General features: G+C 43.0%; 18 protein-coding genes. 11 read left to right on the top strand and 7 right to left on the bottom strand.

Annotated features, from left to right (window positions below; all coding sequences use genetic code 11):
* The first annotated feature begins 351 nt into the window (after positions 1 to 351).
* Positions 352 to 1161: a hypothetical protein gene (locus F6J90_RS09120; RefSeq protein ID WP_293092286.1), complete on the top strand. Its 810-nt coding sequence runs from the start codon at positions 352 to 354 to the stop codon at positions 1159 to 1161.
* A gap of 221 nt (positions 1162 to 1382) precedes the next feature.
* Here F6J90_RS09120 and F6J90_RS09115 read toward each other — a convergent pair whose 3' ends face one another.
* Positions 1383 to 1538, bottom strand: a complete 156-nt coding sequence (locus tag F6J90_RS09115; protein ID WP_293092284.1) for a hypothetical protein — start codon at positions 1536 to 1538, stop codon at positions 1383 to 1385.
* A gap of 82 nt (positions 1539 to 1620) precedes the next feature.
* On the opposite strand from F6J90_RS09115, the gene F6J90_RS09110 reads away from it, so the two are divergent.
* The 3 genes from F6J90_RS09110 to F6J90_RS09100 all read left to right on the top strand — a co-directional run bounded on the left by F6J90_RS09110 (position 1621) and on the right by F6J90_RS09100 (position 4304).
* On the top strand, positions 1621 to 1761 hold the full coding sequence (locus tag F6J90_RS09110; RefSeq protein WP_293092282.1) for a hypothetical protein: 141 nt from the start codon (positions 1621 to 1623) through the stop codon (positions 1759 to 1761).
* Between the two features lie 732 nt (positions 1762 to 2493).
* Complete coding sequence (locus F6J90_RS09105; RefSeq protein ID WP_293092280.1) at positions 2494 to 3945, top strand: BCD family MFS transporter; 1452 nt, start codon at positions 2494 to 2496, stop codon at positions 3943 to 3945.
* Between the two features lie 182 nt (positions 3946 to 4127).
* On the top strand, positions 4128 to 4304 hold the full coding sequence (locus F6J90_RS09100) for a hypothetical protein (RefSeq protein WP_293092278.1): 177 nt from the start codon (positions 4128 to 4130) through the stop codon (positions 4302 to 4304).
* A gap of 401 nt (positions 4305 to 4705) precedes the next feature.
* Here F6J90_RS09100 and F6J90_RS09095 read toward each other — a convergent pair whose 3' ends face one another.
* Positions 4706 to 6136: a tetratricopeptide repeat protein gene (locus tag F6J90_RS09095; protein ID WP_293092276.1), complete on the bottom strand. Its 1431-nt coding sequence runs from the start codon at positions 6134 to 6136 to the stop codon at positions 4706 to 4708.
* 80 nt (positions 6137 to 6216) lie between these two features.
* The gene (locus tag F6J90_RS43505; protein ID WP_366513732.1) at positions 6217 to 6321 is read right to left on the bottom strand and encodes a MerR family DNA-binding transcriptional regulator; all 105 of its coding nucleotides are present in this window, start codon (positions 6319 to 6321) and stop codon (positions 6217 to 6219) included.
* 701 nt (positions 6322 to 7022) lie between these two features.
* Here F6J90_RS43505 and F6J90_RS09090 point away from each other — a divergent pair.
* From F6J90_RS09090 to F6J90_RS09080, 3 genes are all read left to right on the top strand, one after another.
* A complete protein-coding gene (locus F6J90_RS09090) occupies positions 7023 to 7604 on the top strand; it encodes a TetR/AcrR family transcriptional regulator (RefSeq protein WP_293092274.1) in 582 nt (193 codons plus the stop codon).
* A gap of 312 nt (positions 7605 to 7916) precedes the next feature.
* The gene (locus F6J90_RS09085) at positions 7917 to 8699 is read left to right on the top strand and encodes an SDR family oxidoreductase (protein ID WP_293092272.1); all 783 of its coding nucleotides are present in this window, start codon (positions 7917 to 7919) and stop codon (positions 8697 to 8699) included.
* A 50-nt stretch (positions 8700 to 8749) separates the two neighbouring features.
* Positions 8750 to 8908, top strand: a complete 159-nt coding sequence (locus F6J90_RS09080; RefSeq protein WP_293092270.1) for a hypothetical protein — start codon at positions 8750 to 8752, stop codon at positions 8906 to 8908.
* Between the two features lie 1589 nt (positions 8909 to 10497).
* On the opposite strand, the gene F6J90_RS09075 is transcribed toward F6J90_RS09080, so the two are convergent.
* From F6J90_RS09075 to F6J90_RS09060, 4 genes are all read right to left on the bottom strand, one after another.
* A complete protein-coding gene (locus F6J90_RS09075) occupies positions 10498 to 10797 on the bottom strand; it encodes a hypothetical protein (protein WP_293092268.1) in 300 nt (99 codons plus the stop codon).
* Entirely contained in the window at positions 10733 to 10906 is a 174-nt protein-coding gene (locus F6J90_RS09070; RefSeq protein ID WP_293092266.1) for a hypothetical protein, read from the bottom strand. Before F6J90_RS09070 ends, F6J90_RS09075 begins: the two co-directional genes overlap by 65 nt.
* Before the next feature lie 617 nt (positions 10907 to 11523).
* Positions 11524 to 12102 carry an ISAs1 family transposase gene (locus F6J90_RS09065; RefSeq protein WP_293092264.1) on the bottom strand — a complete coding sequence of 193 codons (579 nt, stop codon included), beginning with the start codon at positions 12100 to 12102 and terminating at the stop codon, positions 11524 to 11526.
* 35 nt (positions 12103 to 12137) lie between these two features.
* Positions 12138 to 12698, bottom strand: a complete 561-nt coding sequence (locus F6J90_RS09060; protein ID WP_293094782.1) for an ISAs1 family transposase — start codon at positions 12696 to 12698, stop codon at positions 12138 to 12140.
* A gap of 264 nt (positions 12699 to 12962) precedes the next feature.
* Between F6J90_RS09060 and F6J90_RS09055 the strand changes: the two genes are divergently transcribed.
* From F6J90_RS09055 to F6J90_RS09040, 4 genes are read left to right on the top strand one after another with little or no spacing between them, the layout of a single operon-like run.
* Entirely contained in the window at positions 12963 to 13829 is an 867-nt protein-coding gene (locus F6J90_RS09055; protein ID WP_293092262.1) for a TauD/TfdA family dioxygenase, read from the top strand.
* A 19-nt stretch (positions 13830 to 13848) separates the two neighbouring features.
* Positions 13849 to 14190: an aspartate 1-decarboxylase gene (gene panD / locus F6J90_RS09050; protein WP_293092260.1), complete on the top strand. Its 342-nt coding sequence runs from the start codon at positions 13849 to 13851 to the stop codon at positions 14188 to 14190.
* A gap of 3 nt (positions 14191 to 14193) precedes the next feature.
* A complete protein-coding gene (locus F6J90_RS09045; protein ID WP_293092258.1) occupies positions 14194 to 15360 on the top strand; it encodes a pyridoxal phosphate-dependent aminotransferase in 1167 nt (388 codons plus the stop codon).
* A 33-nt stretch (positions 15361 to 15393) separates the two neighbouring features.
* Positions 15394 to 16206: a class I SAM-dependent methyltransferase gene (locus F6J90_RS09040; RefSeq protein WP_293092256.1), complete on the top strand. Its 813-nt coding sequence runs from the start codon at positions 15394 to 15396 to the stop codon at positions 16204 to 16206.
* The last annotated feature ends 23 nt before the right edge of the window (positions 16207 to 16229 follow it).

Raw genomic sequence — 16229 nt, 5'->3', positions numbered from 1 at the left:
GGTAAGTGCTTTAAGTTTGGGGAGTTTGGGGAGATAGGGAGATGGGGAGATAGGGAGATAGGGAGATGGGGAGATGGGGGAGATTTTTAGTAAGGGTAATTATAACGTTTCTAATACTTAACCTGTTGTGCATTTAAATTGAATTTTATTCCGTTAGAAAACAAACCGTAAAACCCTCTCCCTCTACTCCCTGCTCCCTGCTCCCTGCTCCCTACTCCCTGTTCCCTGTTCCCTATTCCCTACTCCCTACTCCCTACTCCCTACTCCCTTAGATCCGGAAATGATACAAGAATGACAGAAGTTTTATCCGTATAGGTGCGTCAGTTCTGTTAGTGTATTTTTTATTGTTGAGTGTTAAAAAATTTGGGACTTAAGTATCTAAAAACGGGATTACTGGGACTAACCTTTACCTTCACAGTTGCTTACCGAGCTGGGAGTCAAACTGTGCCAGTACCGGACTCGACTACAGGCAACCCAGAGGAAACCCAGGGGAATCCGCCTCAGCCTACTCCAGATCAATTACCAGAGTCCCCCCAGTCTGATCCTCCTGGTGGCTCAGCAGCCCAGGAGTTGGATTTAAGTCCAGAGGTAATCGAAGGCAGTCCGGTGCTACAGCGTTGGCTAGAAAAGGTGCCGGATGTTTGGCAGGATATTCGCAATCAACCCAGTTTTCGCACTCGGTTGCGGTTCGGTTACTCCCAGTTTCCCTCTAATGGACAAGCAGCAGGGGTGAATGTGGGAGTAGAAGATGTGTTTATTGGTAATTCTGGCTTGACGGTGAGTGGGGATTATCAGGCTTCCTTTAATGGTGAGCGAGAAACCTTTGGGGTAGATTTGCGGTATTATGTGCGGCCCTTAGGGAGTTATTTTAATGTTGCCCCGATGGTGGGTTATCGCAATTTGGAGACTGATGGTTACTCTACCGATGGGGTAAATGTGGGAGCGCGGTTGCTATTGGTTTTGTCTCGCACTGGTGCCGCTGATATTTCCTTCACTCAGAGTTTTGTGTCTATTGGCAGTAGTGATGAGGTCGGGATAAGCAAGCTTTCCTTTGGTTATGCCATTACTCCCAATTTGCGGCTTGCTACGGATATTGAGAAACAGAATTCTATCGAAAATAAGGATAGTCGGGTGGGGATTGGGTTGGAATGGATGCCTTGAGATGTTGAGAGGGTTAGCAGTAGAGTGGGCATCCTGCCCGCGCGAAAACAAGGAGGGAACGGGCAAGATGCCCATTCCACAATCAGGAGCAAACGGGCAAGATGCCCATTCCACAATCAAGAGCAAACGGGCAAGATGCCCATTCCACAATCAAGAGCAAACGGGCAAGATGCCCATTCCACAATCAAGAGCAAACGGGCAAGATGCCCATTCCACGCAGCTCACAGGGGTAGGTTTTTTACATCTGCTTCGGGAATCGGGAATCGGGAATCGGGAATCGGGGGTCTAGAACGGACGCATTTCTGTAAATCTGATAAGCGCGTTCGCGTAGCATGGCCATTCCCGTAGCGTGGCCCAAAGGCCAAGGCCAATCGCATTTATCGCGCATCCCAAAAGCGCGATCGCATTGATATAGCACTACCCATTCAGATGTTTAACATTGTCTTGATGCAGTCGCTCATGGGGGAAACCACGGCAGTCGCTCATGGGGGAGACCACGGCAGTCGCTCATGGGGGAAACCCCCAAGACCGCGCTGCCTCCCCAAGACCGCGCTGCCTCCCCAAGACCGCGCTGCATCGCTCCTAAACTCCGAAACTTAGTCATAGCTTACTTCTGACTTCTGACTTCTGACTTCTGACTTGCGCGTAGCGCTATAACGCTAGGCACAGGGAATATAAAAATTCCCTGGATCAGGGAAGTAAAAAGCTTTTCAGGTAAAGGTTTGAGCAATTATTGGTGCCTTGAGTTGGTAAACACAATTACATCAATTGCTATCCCTATTCTATTAAGGTGACATACTCCCACACTGAATCAAACATTACAGTGTGGGCTTCTTACCAACTCCAGCCATCGCTTAGGATACTCGGTAAGCTTTATTAACGACACGGGATGCCCCTCCGCGCCGGAACAATACAATAAGTTGTATTTTTGATTAGTAGGTGGCGGTTAGCTCTTAATTTGTCTTCCCTACTATATCTAGTATAAACGAGATAAACCCTGTCCGCAATTCATCTGACACTCATGCTGCCCATGTTCGTTGTGAGGCAATTGAGCGGATGAAGCTAACCAAAGAGCGCGTTCGCGTAGCGTGGCCATTCCCGTAGCGTGGCCCAAAGGCCAAGGCCAACCCCATCAAGCTATCCGATCAACCTAACCGATTTAGGGATTTGATATAAGCCATTTCGCTATAGCATTTATCTATAACATATTCAAATTGATCATGAAACCCAATGCTGATTTGTCATAACACCAAACAATCCTCGGATCTCTTTCCTACTATTCCCGATTCCCGATTCCCGATTCCCTCTCTCCCCTAAACTAAAACTCTACCGATGAAAACCAGTAATTTAGACAAGTCTGAGCTTCCCTCCTCAGCAAAGCACCAAATACTTCCCAAGATTAATCTATTTACCATGTTCCGGCTTGGTCTATTCCAGATGGGATTAGGGATCTTGGCAGTGCTGACCCTAGGAGTGCTCAACCGAGTGATGATCGACGAGCTAGGTATTCCAGCCTCAATTACTGGGGGCATCCTAGCCATCTCGCTGTTTGTTGCCCCAGCCAGGGTATGGTTTGGTCAGCTCTCGGATGCTAAACCGGTCTTGGGATATCACCGTACTGGTTACGTCTGGATGGGAACTACGTTATTTACGATTATCCTATCCTTAGCGGTACAAATCACTTGGCAATTGGGCAATGTTGTCCAAGGGGCTGGAGGTTGGACATGGTCAATTCCAGCTTATAGTTGGGTCGCTCTTGGGGCTCTAGTTTTTGCTCTATACGGTCTAGCCCTGAGTATGAGTTCCACTACGTTTTTTACCTTATTAGTGGATATATCGGATGAAGACAACCGTGGCAAATTAATCGGTATTATCTGGTCAATGATGACTGTGGGTATTGCGATTGGGGGCATCAGCAGCAAAATTTTGCTGAAGCGATTAGATAATATTGATGCATCCCTGGAAATATTGCGGTCATCGATTACTGGGCTGTTTGTGTTCGTACCCTTAATCGTCTTGGGGCTAGCGGTATTAGCCACCTTTGGGATCGAGAAAAAATACTCGCGCTATTCTTCCCGTTCTATCCTAGCGGATCGCGAAGACCAGATTACCTTGGGCCAAGCCCTAAAACTATTAACTGCTAGTCCCCAAACTGGACTGTTTTTCACCTTTTTGGTGATCATGACCATCAGCCTATTTCTCCAGGAAGCGGTGCTAGAACCCTATGGGGGAGAGGTCTTTAATATGTCAATTCCTCAAACCTCTCTACTGAACAGCTACTGGGGGATTGGGATGTTGATGAGCTTGAGCGCCACTGGGTTTTTCCTAATTCCCAATTTGGGTAAGCGCAAAACGACTCAATTAGGCTGTCTAGCAGTATCTATCTGCTTTATCTTGATTATTATGTCAGGATTTACCGAAAATTCTCAGCTATTCCAGGGAACCTTACTCTTATTTGGTTTATCGGCTGGTATCGCCACCACAGGGGCTCTCAGTTTGATGTTAGATCTAACCGCAGCAGAAGCGGCTGGGACCTTTGTGGGAGCATGGGGATTAGGGCAAGCTATGGCACGAGGCATAGCAGTAGCCAGCGGTGGTGTGATCCTTGATGTAGGTAGAGCAATTTTCACTACCCCAGTCTTGGCTTATGGTGTCGTGTTTGCTCTCCAATCCGCAGGCATGATAGTGGCAATTTGGTTCTTGGGTAAAGTGAATTTTCAGGAATTCCAGGATAATGCTAAAGATGCGATCGCTGCTGTGATGGAAGGGGATTTGGATGGTTGAAGGAAGAATGAAGAATGAAGAATGAAGAATTAAGAATTGAGAATGTAGGCGTAGGGTGCGTTAGGGGTGGGCTTGCCATCATATTAAACCTCGTAGCCAGTGTTGGGACAGCCCGCCCCGTAACGCACCAGAAGGTTGTTCGCGTAGCGTGGCCAAAAGGCCAAGGTTATTAGGTCTGTTGAATGCGATCGCTCTCTTGGTGCGCGTTCCCTATTGAGTTGACACTCCCCGCCCGCTTATGGACGGGGATTCTCACTTGGCCTATGGCCACGCTACGCGAACAGCGAGCTGTCTTGCTCACCCAAACCGGAGTCAGGGAGAGTAGAGGACAATTCTCCATGAGCGTGATTGATCAATGATCCCCGTTCCGGTGTGCCCCACCGTACCTTTTTTTTAGATCTTTTTTTTATATAGATAGATACTTTTTTTATCTAAATTTTTCATAGACGTTTAAGTCGTTAGACTAAATTACGCAATATGTATATCAGACATATTTTTTACGTTGCCTACTTATGGTTAGATAGTATCTATCTAGTTTAAAAGTCTATTTTTTATAATCTAATTATATTAGCACACCTAGTACAAACTGTCAATAAAAAGTTTAAAAAAAAAGCCGTCCTAGAAGGACGGGGCTTTAAACCCAATTTTTTTGGTAAAAAGTCAGCTCAGATTAATCGTAAGGTGGGCAGTGTGTACCAAACCGATGGGAAGCAAAGGAATCGGTGTGATGCACTGCCCACCCTACATCTAAATCATAGATTTACAACTTTGAGATGCACTCGCCCAAATCTGTTTGATTTTTCGTACTTTCTAAGTGCTGTTTAGCTTGAGCAAACCATTTGTATTCATCTATATTATTACAGTCGGCATACTTATAGCAAGATTCCCAATTATTCGTAATTGTTTCCGTGTTTTTTTCACCTTTTTTTTCTAGTACCTGGGCTAGCAAACAGTAAGCTGGTGCCTTTTTATTATCTAAATTCTTAGCATGATCGAGCTTATCTTCTGCATCAGAATAGTACTTTTGTTCTAGCCGAGCCCACCCCAGGTTTGTCAGCAAATTGTATTCCACTTCACGCTTTTCATCATTAATACAATCCTGAAGATTAGGTTTTGCCTCAGCATCGCGATTTTTTTGTTTTGCCTCAGCATCGCGATTTTTTTGTTCTAGCCGAGCCCGGCACAGGTTTTTAAAGAAATTGTCTTTATCATTTTTATGATCCTCATTAATTAGGTTTAGACCTTGTTTTAACCAAAAACTAGCCTGATCATATTTTTCGTCGATAATATACCTTCTTCCTAAGTTATTATAAGCAGGAGTATAGTTATCTTTTACAGCAATTTTGTATTGAGATAAAGCCTTTTGATTTTCTTGTATTTCCTCATTAATTTCTCCTAAGTGATAATGAGGTTCAGGGTAGTCATGATTCAGGGCGATTGCTCGTTTGTAGTCTGATATGGCGGCAGCAAATTCCGGAGGATTATGTTTAATGTGTTGATCACCAAGATGATTGTATAAAACGGCAATCTGAGGTAACAACAAACGAAAGGTAATAAAAATGAGTAAAAGAATGAAGGCAATGCCACAACTTACTTCTTCCCAAAAATAGTTAGGAATATTCAAACGGGTAAGAGCATTTTTGATTAACTCCTGTCCAGGTTTTGTGAAAGCGGTTCTACCAACCAGTAGTGTTAGGACGCCCTCACTAGCAGCAACAAAAACCTCTACGGTATCTGGTGCTTCACCACTCAGAAAGTGTTCCGAAATATCTACCGTTAAACTAAAAGACAATATGAGAAATACAATTGTCAGTATTTTCCATAGCCAATCCAGATTATCCCATCGATGCTTTGGAGGTTTGAGGAACCACCACCAAGCGTCTACGTTAGGGTTGAAAATAGCATGCCATTCAGTTAGATCTACTGTGGTAATCTTATTAGTCTCTTGCTTTAATCGGTGATCTAGATCGTTAACCTTAATCAAGCTTCCTGTAGGAATCTGTGATTGATTGGTTAATTCTGCTTGAACTGTATCACGAGCAGTCAAAACTTCTAGAACTGTTTCTTTTGATGGCGAGCTAGTATCTTCAAGTGTAGTAAGTGCATGAGTATAACGTTGAATAGCAGACTCTAACTCTGATATAGCAGAGTTAGTGTTAGGAGTTTCTTCTAGAATAAGCTTACTTGACATCTGATTTACCTCTAATTTCAGCCTTTCGTTGCACCAACCTTTTCTCAAATTCAGCCATTATCTGAGTGATGGGAATCTTTTCAGATACATTTGGCTTTAATTTTTCCTGCTTGCTCCCAATTCCTTAGGGTTTTCTCTGATACTCCGAGGATTTCGCAAGCCCTTCGAGGTCGAACATACTTCATCAGCAATCGGTAGTGTTCATTGGTTATCTATGTGTTACTACCAGGGTTTGCGAAGGAATTCCAGATACTACCTGAAAATTCTTTTTCTATTGTCTACAGCACAGCCAGGTATAAGCGCGATCGCATCAACATCACATCAGTCTTTGACCGGCCAGTTTGCTCAACCTAGCAGCTATTGAGTTCTGGGAGAAGGGTTGGAGGAATTTTAATGGCGATTTGAGGTTTAGTCACAGCATAAATCTAAATTTTCTTCTATACCATTTCTATGACTAAGTGTTGCTATTGCTGTATTAATTCTTAACATTGTGGGAAATCCCATCTGGAGGTGTTTCTGCTCACCGACATCAACTAGTCCGTTGGTGGGCAGTGCTTAGTAAGGCGATGGCAAACAAATGAATCGGTGTGATCCACTGCCCACCCTAGATTAAGTACTCCGTTGGTGGGCAGTGCCTAGTAAGGCGATGGCAAGCAACTGAATCGGTGTGATCCACTGCCCACCCTAGATTAAGTACTCCGTTGGTGGGCAGTGCCTAGTAAGGCGATGGCAAGCAACTGAATCGGTGTGATCCACTGCCCACCCTACATCTCTGTTCCCTGTTCCCTGTTCCCTGTTCCCTACTCCCTACTCCCTACTCCCTACTCCCTACTCCCTTTCCAAAAAAGACTTGACAAGTCTACCTAGTAGTAGGTAGTATAAAGTCATGAAACAGAAAACTGCTCAACAAATCCTAGACGTCGCTCAATCAATGGTGCGCAACCGAGGCTATAGTGCCTTTAGTTACGCGGACATTGCCAAAGAAATAGGTATCCGTAAGGCTAGTATCCATTACCATTTTCCATCCAAGGATGATTTGGTAAAGGAATTAGTGAAACGATACCAAAAAAACTTCGCACGGAAATGTCTTGAGATTGAGCAACAAGAAACAACACCGCAAGCACAATTGAGAGAGTTTGTGAATCTCTATCGAGATGGTTTGCAAGACAATAAAATTTGTTTGTGTGGAATGTTGACAGCAGATTTGAGTGTTTTAAATTCCGAAATCCAAGCAGAGATCAGAAGTTTCTTTTCTGTCACTGAATCTTGGTTAGCTAGACTATTGCACCGTGGCTGTGAAACCGAGGCTTGGCAGTGTAGTCAATCGGTGGAAGTGGAAGCAAAAATGCTACTTTCCATGTTACAAGGAGCGCAATTATTAGCCCGGGTAGCGGAAGATAGTAGTGCTGCTTTTGAGCAGATTACTGGTGCATGTTTGAAAGAGAAGCTATCAGGGGTCAGCGATTAGCTATCAGCTATCAGCTATCAGCTATCAGCTATCAGCTATCAGCCATTAGCTATCAGCGATCAGCGGTCAGCTATCAGCTAATGGGCTAAAGCTAACAGGCTAGAAGCCTGTTCCACACTACTTGAGGTGCTGATGCGAAAGTCACAGGCTAGAAGCCTGTTCCACACTACTTGAGAATAAAATAAGCTGACAGCTGACAGCTGACGGCTGATGGCTGACGGCTAGTAAAGGAATAATTTTTTTTGTTTTTTATCTACCTTCTAGTAGGTAATTAAAGTCTAATCAATCTATCAATCAATTAAGGAGATAATCATGACACAAGCATTTGCGGGACAAAAAATCGTTGTTGTTGGTGGCACCAGTGGTATGGGTAAAGCGGTTGCTCAATTAATTCTTGAGCAGGGTGGTGCTGCGGTTTTAATTGGCTCACGTCAGCCTAAACTGGAAGAAGCAGTAACGGAACTTAGTCAATATGGAACGGTAGTGGGTGAGTTAGCTAATATCTCTGATCCAGAGATGAGGAATGCTTTAATTGATCGTTTAAATGTCAATCATAGTGATGCCACATTACTAGTAAATGCAGCAGGAGTGTTTCTTCCTAAACCTTTCATTGAGTATGAAGAAAAGGATTATGATCTCTATTTGGATATCAATAAAGGAACCTTCTTCATCACTCAGGCAATTGTCAAAAATATGATTAATAATGGCAAAGCTGGTGCAATAGTTAATATTGGCTCGATGTGGGCGAAACAAGCGATAGAAGCTACTCCGTCTTCTGCCTACTCTATGGCTAAAGCTGGTTTACACTCCCTAACCCAACATTTAGCCATAGAACTAGCCAAACATAATATTCGAGTTAATGCCGTATCTCCTGCGGTAGTAGAAACTCCCATTTACGAAGGTTTCATCCCCAAAGAACAAGTCCATTCTGCCCTACAAGGATTCAATAGTTTCCATCCCATTGGCAGAGTAGGAACACCTACAGATGTTGCTGAAGCTGTTGTTTATCTACTTTCTGAGAAAGCTAGTTGGGTGACTGGCGCGGTCTGGGATGTAGATGGTGGTGTGATGGCTGGACGCAATCAGTACAATTAGGCTTGAGAAGGGTGCATCTCATATTTCTAAAAAAAGGGGAGGGTGGGGAGATGGGGAGATGGGGAGATAGGGAGATGGGGAGATGGGGAGATGGGGAGATTTTTATTAAGGGTAATTGTCATACTATCCCCATGAGTGGTGGCATAAATACAGTGAGATGCACCCCAAAAGTTACTAAACAAATTGATTATTACTCTAGGGTAAAGTAAAGATAAAAAAAGCGTACCTTAGCGGCTATTTAAGAGCATAGCTTAACATTTGTTACCTCTAAAAATAATGTTTATAGCTTTATATAACCCCCAATATCGCGCTACATTCCTTATTCAAAATATGATAGCTGATAGCTGATAAATTACAAAAAAAATTATAAAATCTCTTGAAAACCAAAACTATAATAATTATGATTATAATATACAAACTAATTGAATTTGTTAATCAGGTTTACAGACTTTGTTCCGAATCCCGACAATAATCCAGAGTGTCTAATTCCGGGGAATACTGCTCAGTTTTTTTTTCGGGAAGAAAGAACCTGTTGAGCACAGGTTAAAGGGCTCCCGCTGAGGGGGTGACATGAGCCCTGAAAAGCCTATTAGATAAGGCTTTGAGGCCAGTTATCTTAGCAAAGATAAACTCACAAATTGACCCTACTTTGATGTAATGGCAAGCTCAAACCCTGATAACGAAGTCCAAGGTCAGTCCAAAACACCATGTATCTTTTGGTAACATATCGGCTGAACGTATTACCCAGTAAGGATTTCAGCTTGCATGTCACCCCCTCAGGGGCTCCCGTAAGGCAGTAATGAATACCATCTATTCCCTGTATAGCCAGGGCTACGCACAACTTTATGAGTGGACTCCTCTGGAGCCGAGTGGCATGCCTGGGGAAGTGATTAGTACTTTGACTAGGTACCTAATTCTGGATTAAAATTTTAAGTAGCTGGGGGGTTTGCCCCCTAGCTAAAAGACCAGGTCTTATCAAGTAGGATAATGATGGGACTGGTCATGGAACAAAGTCACTTGACACTCCCCGGTCGCGCATACGCGGGGATTCTTAGATCAACGAGCTGCCTTAAACCGCTATATCTTAATCATTGACGCCGCCAAAAAATTAAGCAATATCTAAACCAAAAACCCGTCAAGACCAAGAATTCAGTTCAGCTTATAACAGACCCAGCGGGCAATTCTCCCTAAGCGTTTGGCTACTTGTTAGGAGTACCTTAAAAAGTCGGTTTCCTCCCTTTTCACCCGGTTCCGGTGTGCCCCACCGTACCGTTTTTTTTTAAGTGTCATTTTGCTAGGTTCACACACCGATTGTTAGTCGATGATTGGGTTTTTAGCGATGCAGCGCGGTCTTGGGGGTTTCCCCCATGAGCGACTGCATCAAGAAAGGAGGACTTTCCCTACCCTCCGAGCATTACTACTTTAAGGTCAAGCAGTGGCGGGTCTCTAACCCGGTTGCGCCTCGGTTTTTCAGCCTGTACTCACTCTTTTAATATAGTCGTCCGTACTCGGGGTGTCGAGTACTTTTTTTGAAAAGTTTTTTACGGCGGCTAAAGACCGCTGCGAGCCTTCATCCCCGGTTTAAAAACACGGGGTTTTCGGCTTTCGGGATTTTTATAACAGAAGTAGTGAAATCGACTTAGTGTGGATTTCAGCCAGCCGTGGAAATTATTTCTACGGCTATTTTTTTATGGTTAGCAGGTTCAAGGTTAGGAGGTTGTTCGCGTAGCGTGGCCTATTGGCCAAGGTTAGAAGGTTGTTCGCGTAGCGTGGCCTATTGGCCAAGGTTAGCAGAAGGTTAGCAGGTTGTTCGCGTAGCGTGGCCTATTGGCCAAGGTTGAAAGTTGTTCGCGTAGCGTGGCCTATTGGCCAAGGTTAGCAGGTTGTTCGCGTAGCGTGGCCTATTGGCCAAGGTTATCAGGTTGTTCGCGTAGCGTGGCCTATTGGCCAAGGTTATCAGGTTGTTCGCGTAGCGTGGCCTATTGGCCAAGGTTAGCAGGTTGAAGGTTAGGAGGTTGTTCGCGTAGCGTGGCCTATTGGCCAAGGTTAGGAGGTTGAAGGTTAGGAGGTTGTTCGCGTAGCGTGGCCTTTTGGCCAAGGTTAGGAGGTTGAAGGTTATCAGGTTGAAGGTTATCAGGTTGTTCGCCTTTGGCGTTCGGTGTAGGGTAGGTTATCAAGTTGTTCGCGTAGCGTGGCCTTTTGGCCAAGGTTGAAAGTTGTTCGCGTAGCGTGGCCTTTTGGCCAAGGTTATATAGCGGTTCTCATAGTAATGAGGTACACAGGATTTTTTCCATGTTCCCTATTCTCTGTTCCCTATTCTCTGTTCCCTATTCCCTATTCCCTGTTCCCTTTTGACTAATATTAATTAGCTAAAATAATCATAAAAATACGCTCTTTTTCTCCCCCTCTCTCCACACTTCCCACCGGGAGCATGTCAAATTCGCAGAACAAATGTACTAAAACGACTGATAACTGCTACTCAAGCCCGGAAAACAGTATAGTTCAAGGGTTTGTAGTTCAAGTGTTCTTACAAAATTGACCTGCTCCCTTATGCTACAAGTGTTGATGGTGTGTTTACCAAAATTCATACAGAGCCTAAAACTTTGGTCCGACTACTTATCCCTCTTCCATCAGACTGGGTTTAAAGGTTGAGTTTTCGTCGGCTGAAACAGCGTAATTTCCTCTAATTCAGGACTTACGCGGTGAAGTTTATTTCGCCCCCCTATCCCCCCAATTCTGGGGCAGGGCTGTTTCATTATCATTAAAATAGAAGATAATCGGAGATAATTACTCTTAAGTACAAAAACTGAGAATATATTTCAGATTATGGCTCATTGTCTTGATGCAGTCGCTCATGGGGGAAACCCCCAAGACCGCGCTGCATCGCTTCGCTGATTGCTGCCTTAATCGAATCAAAGCCATGTGCTCTAAGAAGGGTTAAAACCCAGGTTTTGAGCAAAGATAAGTTTTTTGGAGCAAATCCTGATATTTGGGGACTAATATCTTCCTCGTAAATGACATCTTTGACCCAATGAAGAGAATTTTCAATCAGCCAATGTTCTCTAATTCCATCGACCAAACGACGAGATTGAGGAGATTTTGAACTCATATAATAACTAATGCTTTTGAATGGTTCATTACCACGAGTTCCACTCCGAGAGACTTTAATGACACAACCGACACCTATCCATAATGGATCAAGGTTTTCCGGTGGCTCAAACACTTCTATTTGACGTACAGTATTACGGTTTCTAGTTTTTTCATGATGGATCACTTTTTGTCGTGGTGTTTGCTGCTTTGATTCCGTTTCTATTTGTTGATATAATTTGGGCTGATTTTTTTTGACTTTAACTAGATAGTCATTCCCTGAATCGATGATCTCTGCCAGAGTTTTTTTTGACAATGAAGAGCATCACAGGTGCGCTTTACGTAGGCGAATTAAATTCGCCACGGGTCGCACCTAAAAGTAAAGACTACACCAGTTAAATCTAATAATTCAATTAAGTCTCGAACGACGGGAATTTCGCTCTCCTGCTTATTTTCCATCATTTTTACCCCTAATACTAATCTTCTTTGATGGGAAAAAGCCGAAACACAGTTGATAAAGTTTTGTTGGGCATGATCGTAGTTAATAACAGTATTTTTGAGGCTCTTACCATCAAGGGATATCCATTCATTAGAGGGAATCACACTATACGGTGCGACCCTAGGCGAATTTAATTCGCCATAGGAAAGCGCACCGGATTGTTTACTCCATTCATTAAACACTATTTGGAGTTTTTCGTAATCTAAATTAACCATGACTCTTCTGATCGCTGAATAAGAAGGAACACGAGCATTGGGAATTTGAAGTATATTAATCAATTCTCTGCGGTGGCGTTCTACAAATCTACCCAATTGTCGATAACCCCAATAACCACTCATCATCCCCATAATTATGATTAGAAGCACCAGCCACAGAGGATGACGAAGGCCATGAGGACTGCGATGATCAGGTATTTCTAAGAGAAACGTCGATTAAGCTTTTCTCCATGAGCCATGGCATATAAGGGAAATTAGCCCATTTTTAGGGCTATTGCTTCACTATACAGCTTTTTGCTCTATAATGAAACAGCCCTGCCAATTCTGGGGGGGAATGATGTCAAAGTCCCCCATAATTGGGGGATTTAGGGGGCAAATGCGTAAGTCCTGTAATTTTTCAAGAGTGATAAGAGCGTTCTTGGTAAATTGGCAAGATTGTGATATCCTTTGTCGAGAGGATAGATGACAATCTATAAGGAGCAAGCAGCTAAAATGTATTTATTGTGCGATCCAAAATCAAATGTTGAACACAATATAGTTGAAGCTCATAGCATAAAAGACTTAAACGCATCTACCGTCAAAAAAATGTTCAAACTAATTAAGCAGTTTGGATATTTTATTATTCAGCTAAGGTCGTCACAGCACAAGGAAAATTTATTAGAATTATCGCAATATTTTGGCTCGATTGTCAAGCATGAACACTCAGATAAACAGGGAATTGTACCGGTAACCCCTCTGGAAAATAGTCCTGGATATGTCAATACAACCACAACAGAACTACCGTTACATACAGATGGTTCTTTTGCTGTGGATCCACCAAAAATAGTAGCCCTCCAGTGCGAAGTTGCTGTAGCAATTGGTGGTTTAACGACTATTGGAGATGGGAGATTACTGTATGATTATCTAACTCGTACAAATCCCTGTGGATTACTGAATTTATTTCAACCCGATGCCATAACAGTCCAGAGAGAAAATAGACAATCTACTAAACCTATTTTTGAAGAGCATGAGAGTAGAATACGCATCAGATTTAGATGGGATGATGCTGTTAATATTTCAGTCAAACCAGAAGATTTACGAATAATTAAGACAATAAAATATTTTTTTAATCGACCAGAAAATATGTTACAGTTTAAATTGCAGCCTCAGCAAATTATTATCATGGATAATTCCAGAATATTGCATGGTCGTACTGCTTTTAACCAGGAATCCAAAAGGTTGCTTAATCGCGTTTGGTTTGATGGCAAATCAGATTATAGTGAAGAGCTTTGCTTTGGTTTTTCTCCGAGGGAAACCTTAGAAGAATTGAAACAAAAATGTTGTCTATAACTAAAAGGAGGAAAAAACAATGCGAATTATGTTAAAGTCAAAAATTCACAGGGCTCAAGTAACAGAGGCTAACGTCAACTATGTTGGTAGCATTACGGTGGATCGAACCCTGATGGAAAAGGCAGATTTGCTACCTGGAGAAAAAGTACTAGTAGTGGACAATACTAATGGCAACCGTCTAGAAACTTATGTCCTAGAAGGAGAAGCTGATTCAGGAGTAATTTGCATGAATGGCGGCTCCGCCCGTTTAGTTAGTCCAGGGGACCTTATTACTTTGTTAGCCTTTGACGTAACAGACGAAATTAAGCCACCGAAAAAAATTCTAGTTGATGAGAATAACAAGTTTCTTCAGTATGTATAAGTAATGAAACTAGCAGCACGAGTTAATCAAGTCAGTCCTTCGCTAACATTGGCAATTACAACTAAAGCTAAGGCAATGAAAGCAGAGGGGCTTGATGTCTGCATTTTCGGTGTAGGTGAGCCTGATTTTCCTACCCCAGCTCATATTACCGCTGCTGCTAAGAAAGCTTTGGATGAAGGCAAAACTCGTTATAGTACAGTAGCTGGAGAATGGGCGTTGCGAGAAGCCATCGCCCAAAAGTTACAAACTGATAACAATCTCTGCTATTCTCCAGAAAATGTCTTGGTTACGAATGGGGGTAAGCACTCTTTATTTAATCTCATGCAAGCCCTCATTGAAGCAGAAGATGAAGTGATCATTCCTGCACCCTACTGGGTTAGCTATCCGGAAATGGTAAAGTTGGCAGGAGGAAGACCAATAATCGTTAAAACCCATGAGGAAAATAGTTATAAAATTACTCCTGTTCAACTTCGTCAAGCAATAAGCTCTAAAACACGGTTATTTGTACTCAACTCCCCCTCAAATCCCACAGGAATAGTTTATACCCCTGAAGAGATTCGAGCCTTGGCAGATGTAGTAGTTGAAGAAGATATCCTAGTAGTCTCGGATGAGATTTACGAACATATTATCTATGATGGTGCTCAACACTTGAGCATTGGCGCTGTCAGTCCGGAAATCTTTTCCCGCACTCTACTTAGTAATGGCTTTGCCAAGGCTTACTCCATGGGGGGGTGGCGAGTTGGCTACCTGGCTGGCTCCCAAGAAGTAATCCAAGCTATGAGCAAGATTCAAAGCCACAGTACCTCTAATGTATGTACCTTCTCTCAGTATGGAGCGATCGCGGCTTTATCTAGTTCTCAAAACTGTGTGGAACAGATGCGACAAACCTTTGCCCAACGTCGTCAGATTATGCTAGAGTGCCTTGATAGGATTCCTGGTTTAACCTGTCCCAAACCAAATGGAGCTTTTTATCTGTTTCCCAACATCAGCCAACTAGGGATAAAATCTGAAGAATTCTGCAATGGCCTGTTAGAGTCACAGCAAGTGGCAGCAATTCCTGGAATTGCTTTTGGAGCTGACGATCATATCCGTCTTTCCTACGCTACAGATACAGAAACCATTGAAAAAGGCATGAAACGTCTTGAGGTATTCGTTCGCTCAAAGTTTTGAGTTAATTACTAGTATACAGAGGGTGTTGATCATATGGTGGCAAACCAATTTACAGAAGCTGATACTGAAGCCTATTATGATAACTCGGACGAGCGCTACCGTATTTCTTGGCATCCAGATGGCAGCAAGCATTGGGGATATTTCGATAACTTAGATGACTCCTGTACTTATGAGGATTTTGCCGAGGCTTGTGAACGCTGGAATCAATATATGCTTTCTCAAAGCCAAATTACTGCTGACTCCCGAGTTCTAGAAATAGGTAGTGGAAACGGTAATGCTGCTATTAGGATTGCCCAGCAGAAGGGTTGTGAAGTAGTGGGGGTAGATCTAAGTACTACTCACATCAACAATGCCACAGAAAAGGCCAAGAAAAATCCATCCTTACGCTTATCCTTTCATAAAGCATCAGCAACGGATCTACCTTTCGATGAAAGTTCCTTTACCCATGTCTGGAGTCAAGCAACTCTCTACCATATTCACCAACGCCAGCTAGCACTCCAAGAGATCTATCGTGTGCTGCAAATAGGGGGAATCTTTGCTTTTGATGACCTAGTAACACCAGTGTCAAAAATCAATATTTCTACCCAAAAACATCTATACGAACGGCTGATCGTTAATGATATGTTTACCCCTGACTTCTACAAAAACTATCTTACCGACTTGGGTTTCAAGCTGTTAGAGACTATGGACTTAAGTAAACATATGCAAAAATGTTATCAAATTCGATCTGCAATCATTCAACAGCAATATCCAAAACTAAGTAGGTCTTATCAGGAAAGTGCTGCTGCTGTCGAAGCTGGTGATGTAGGTTGGTGGTTCTTCCTCTGTGAAAAGTTAAGCAGCTAAGAGTTTTAACAAAATCCAACTAT

Origin of the sequence: Moorena sp. SIOASIH (assembly GCF_010671925.1) — a bacterium.
In the GTDB taxonomy this organism is placed as follows: Bacteria; Cyanobacteriota; Cyanobacteriia; order Cyanobacteriales; family Coleofasciculaceae; genus Moorena.
This window is presented reverse-complemented; position numbering and strand designations above follow the sequence as displayed.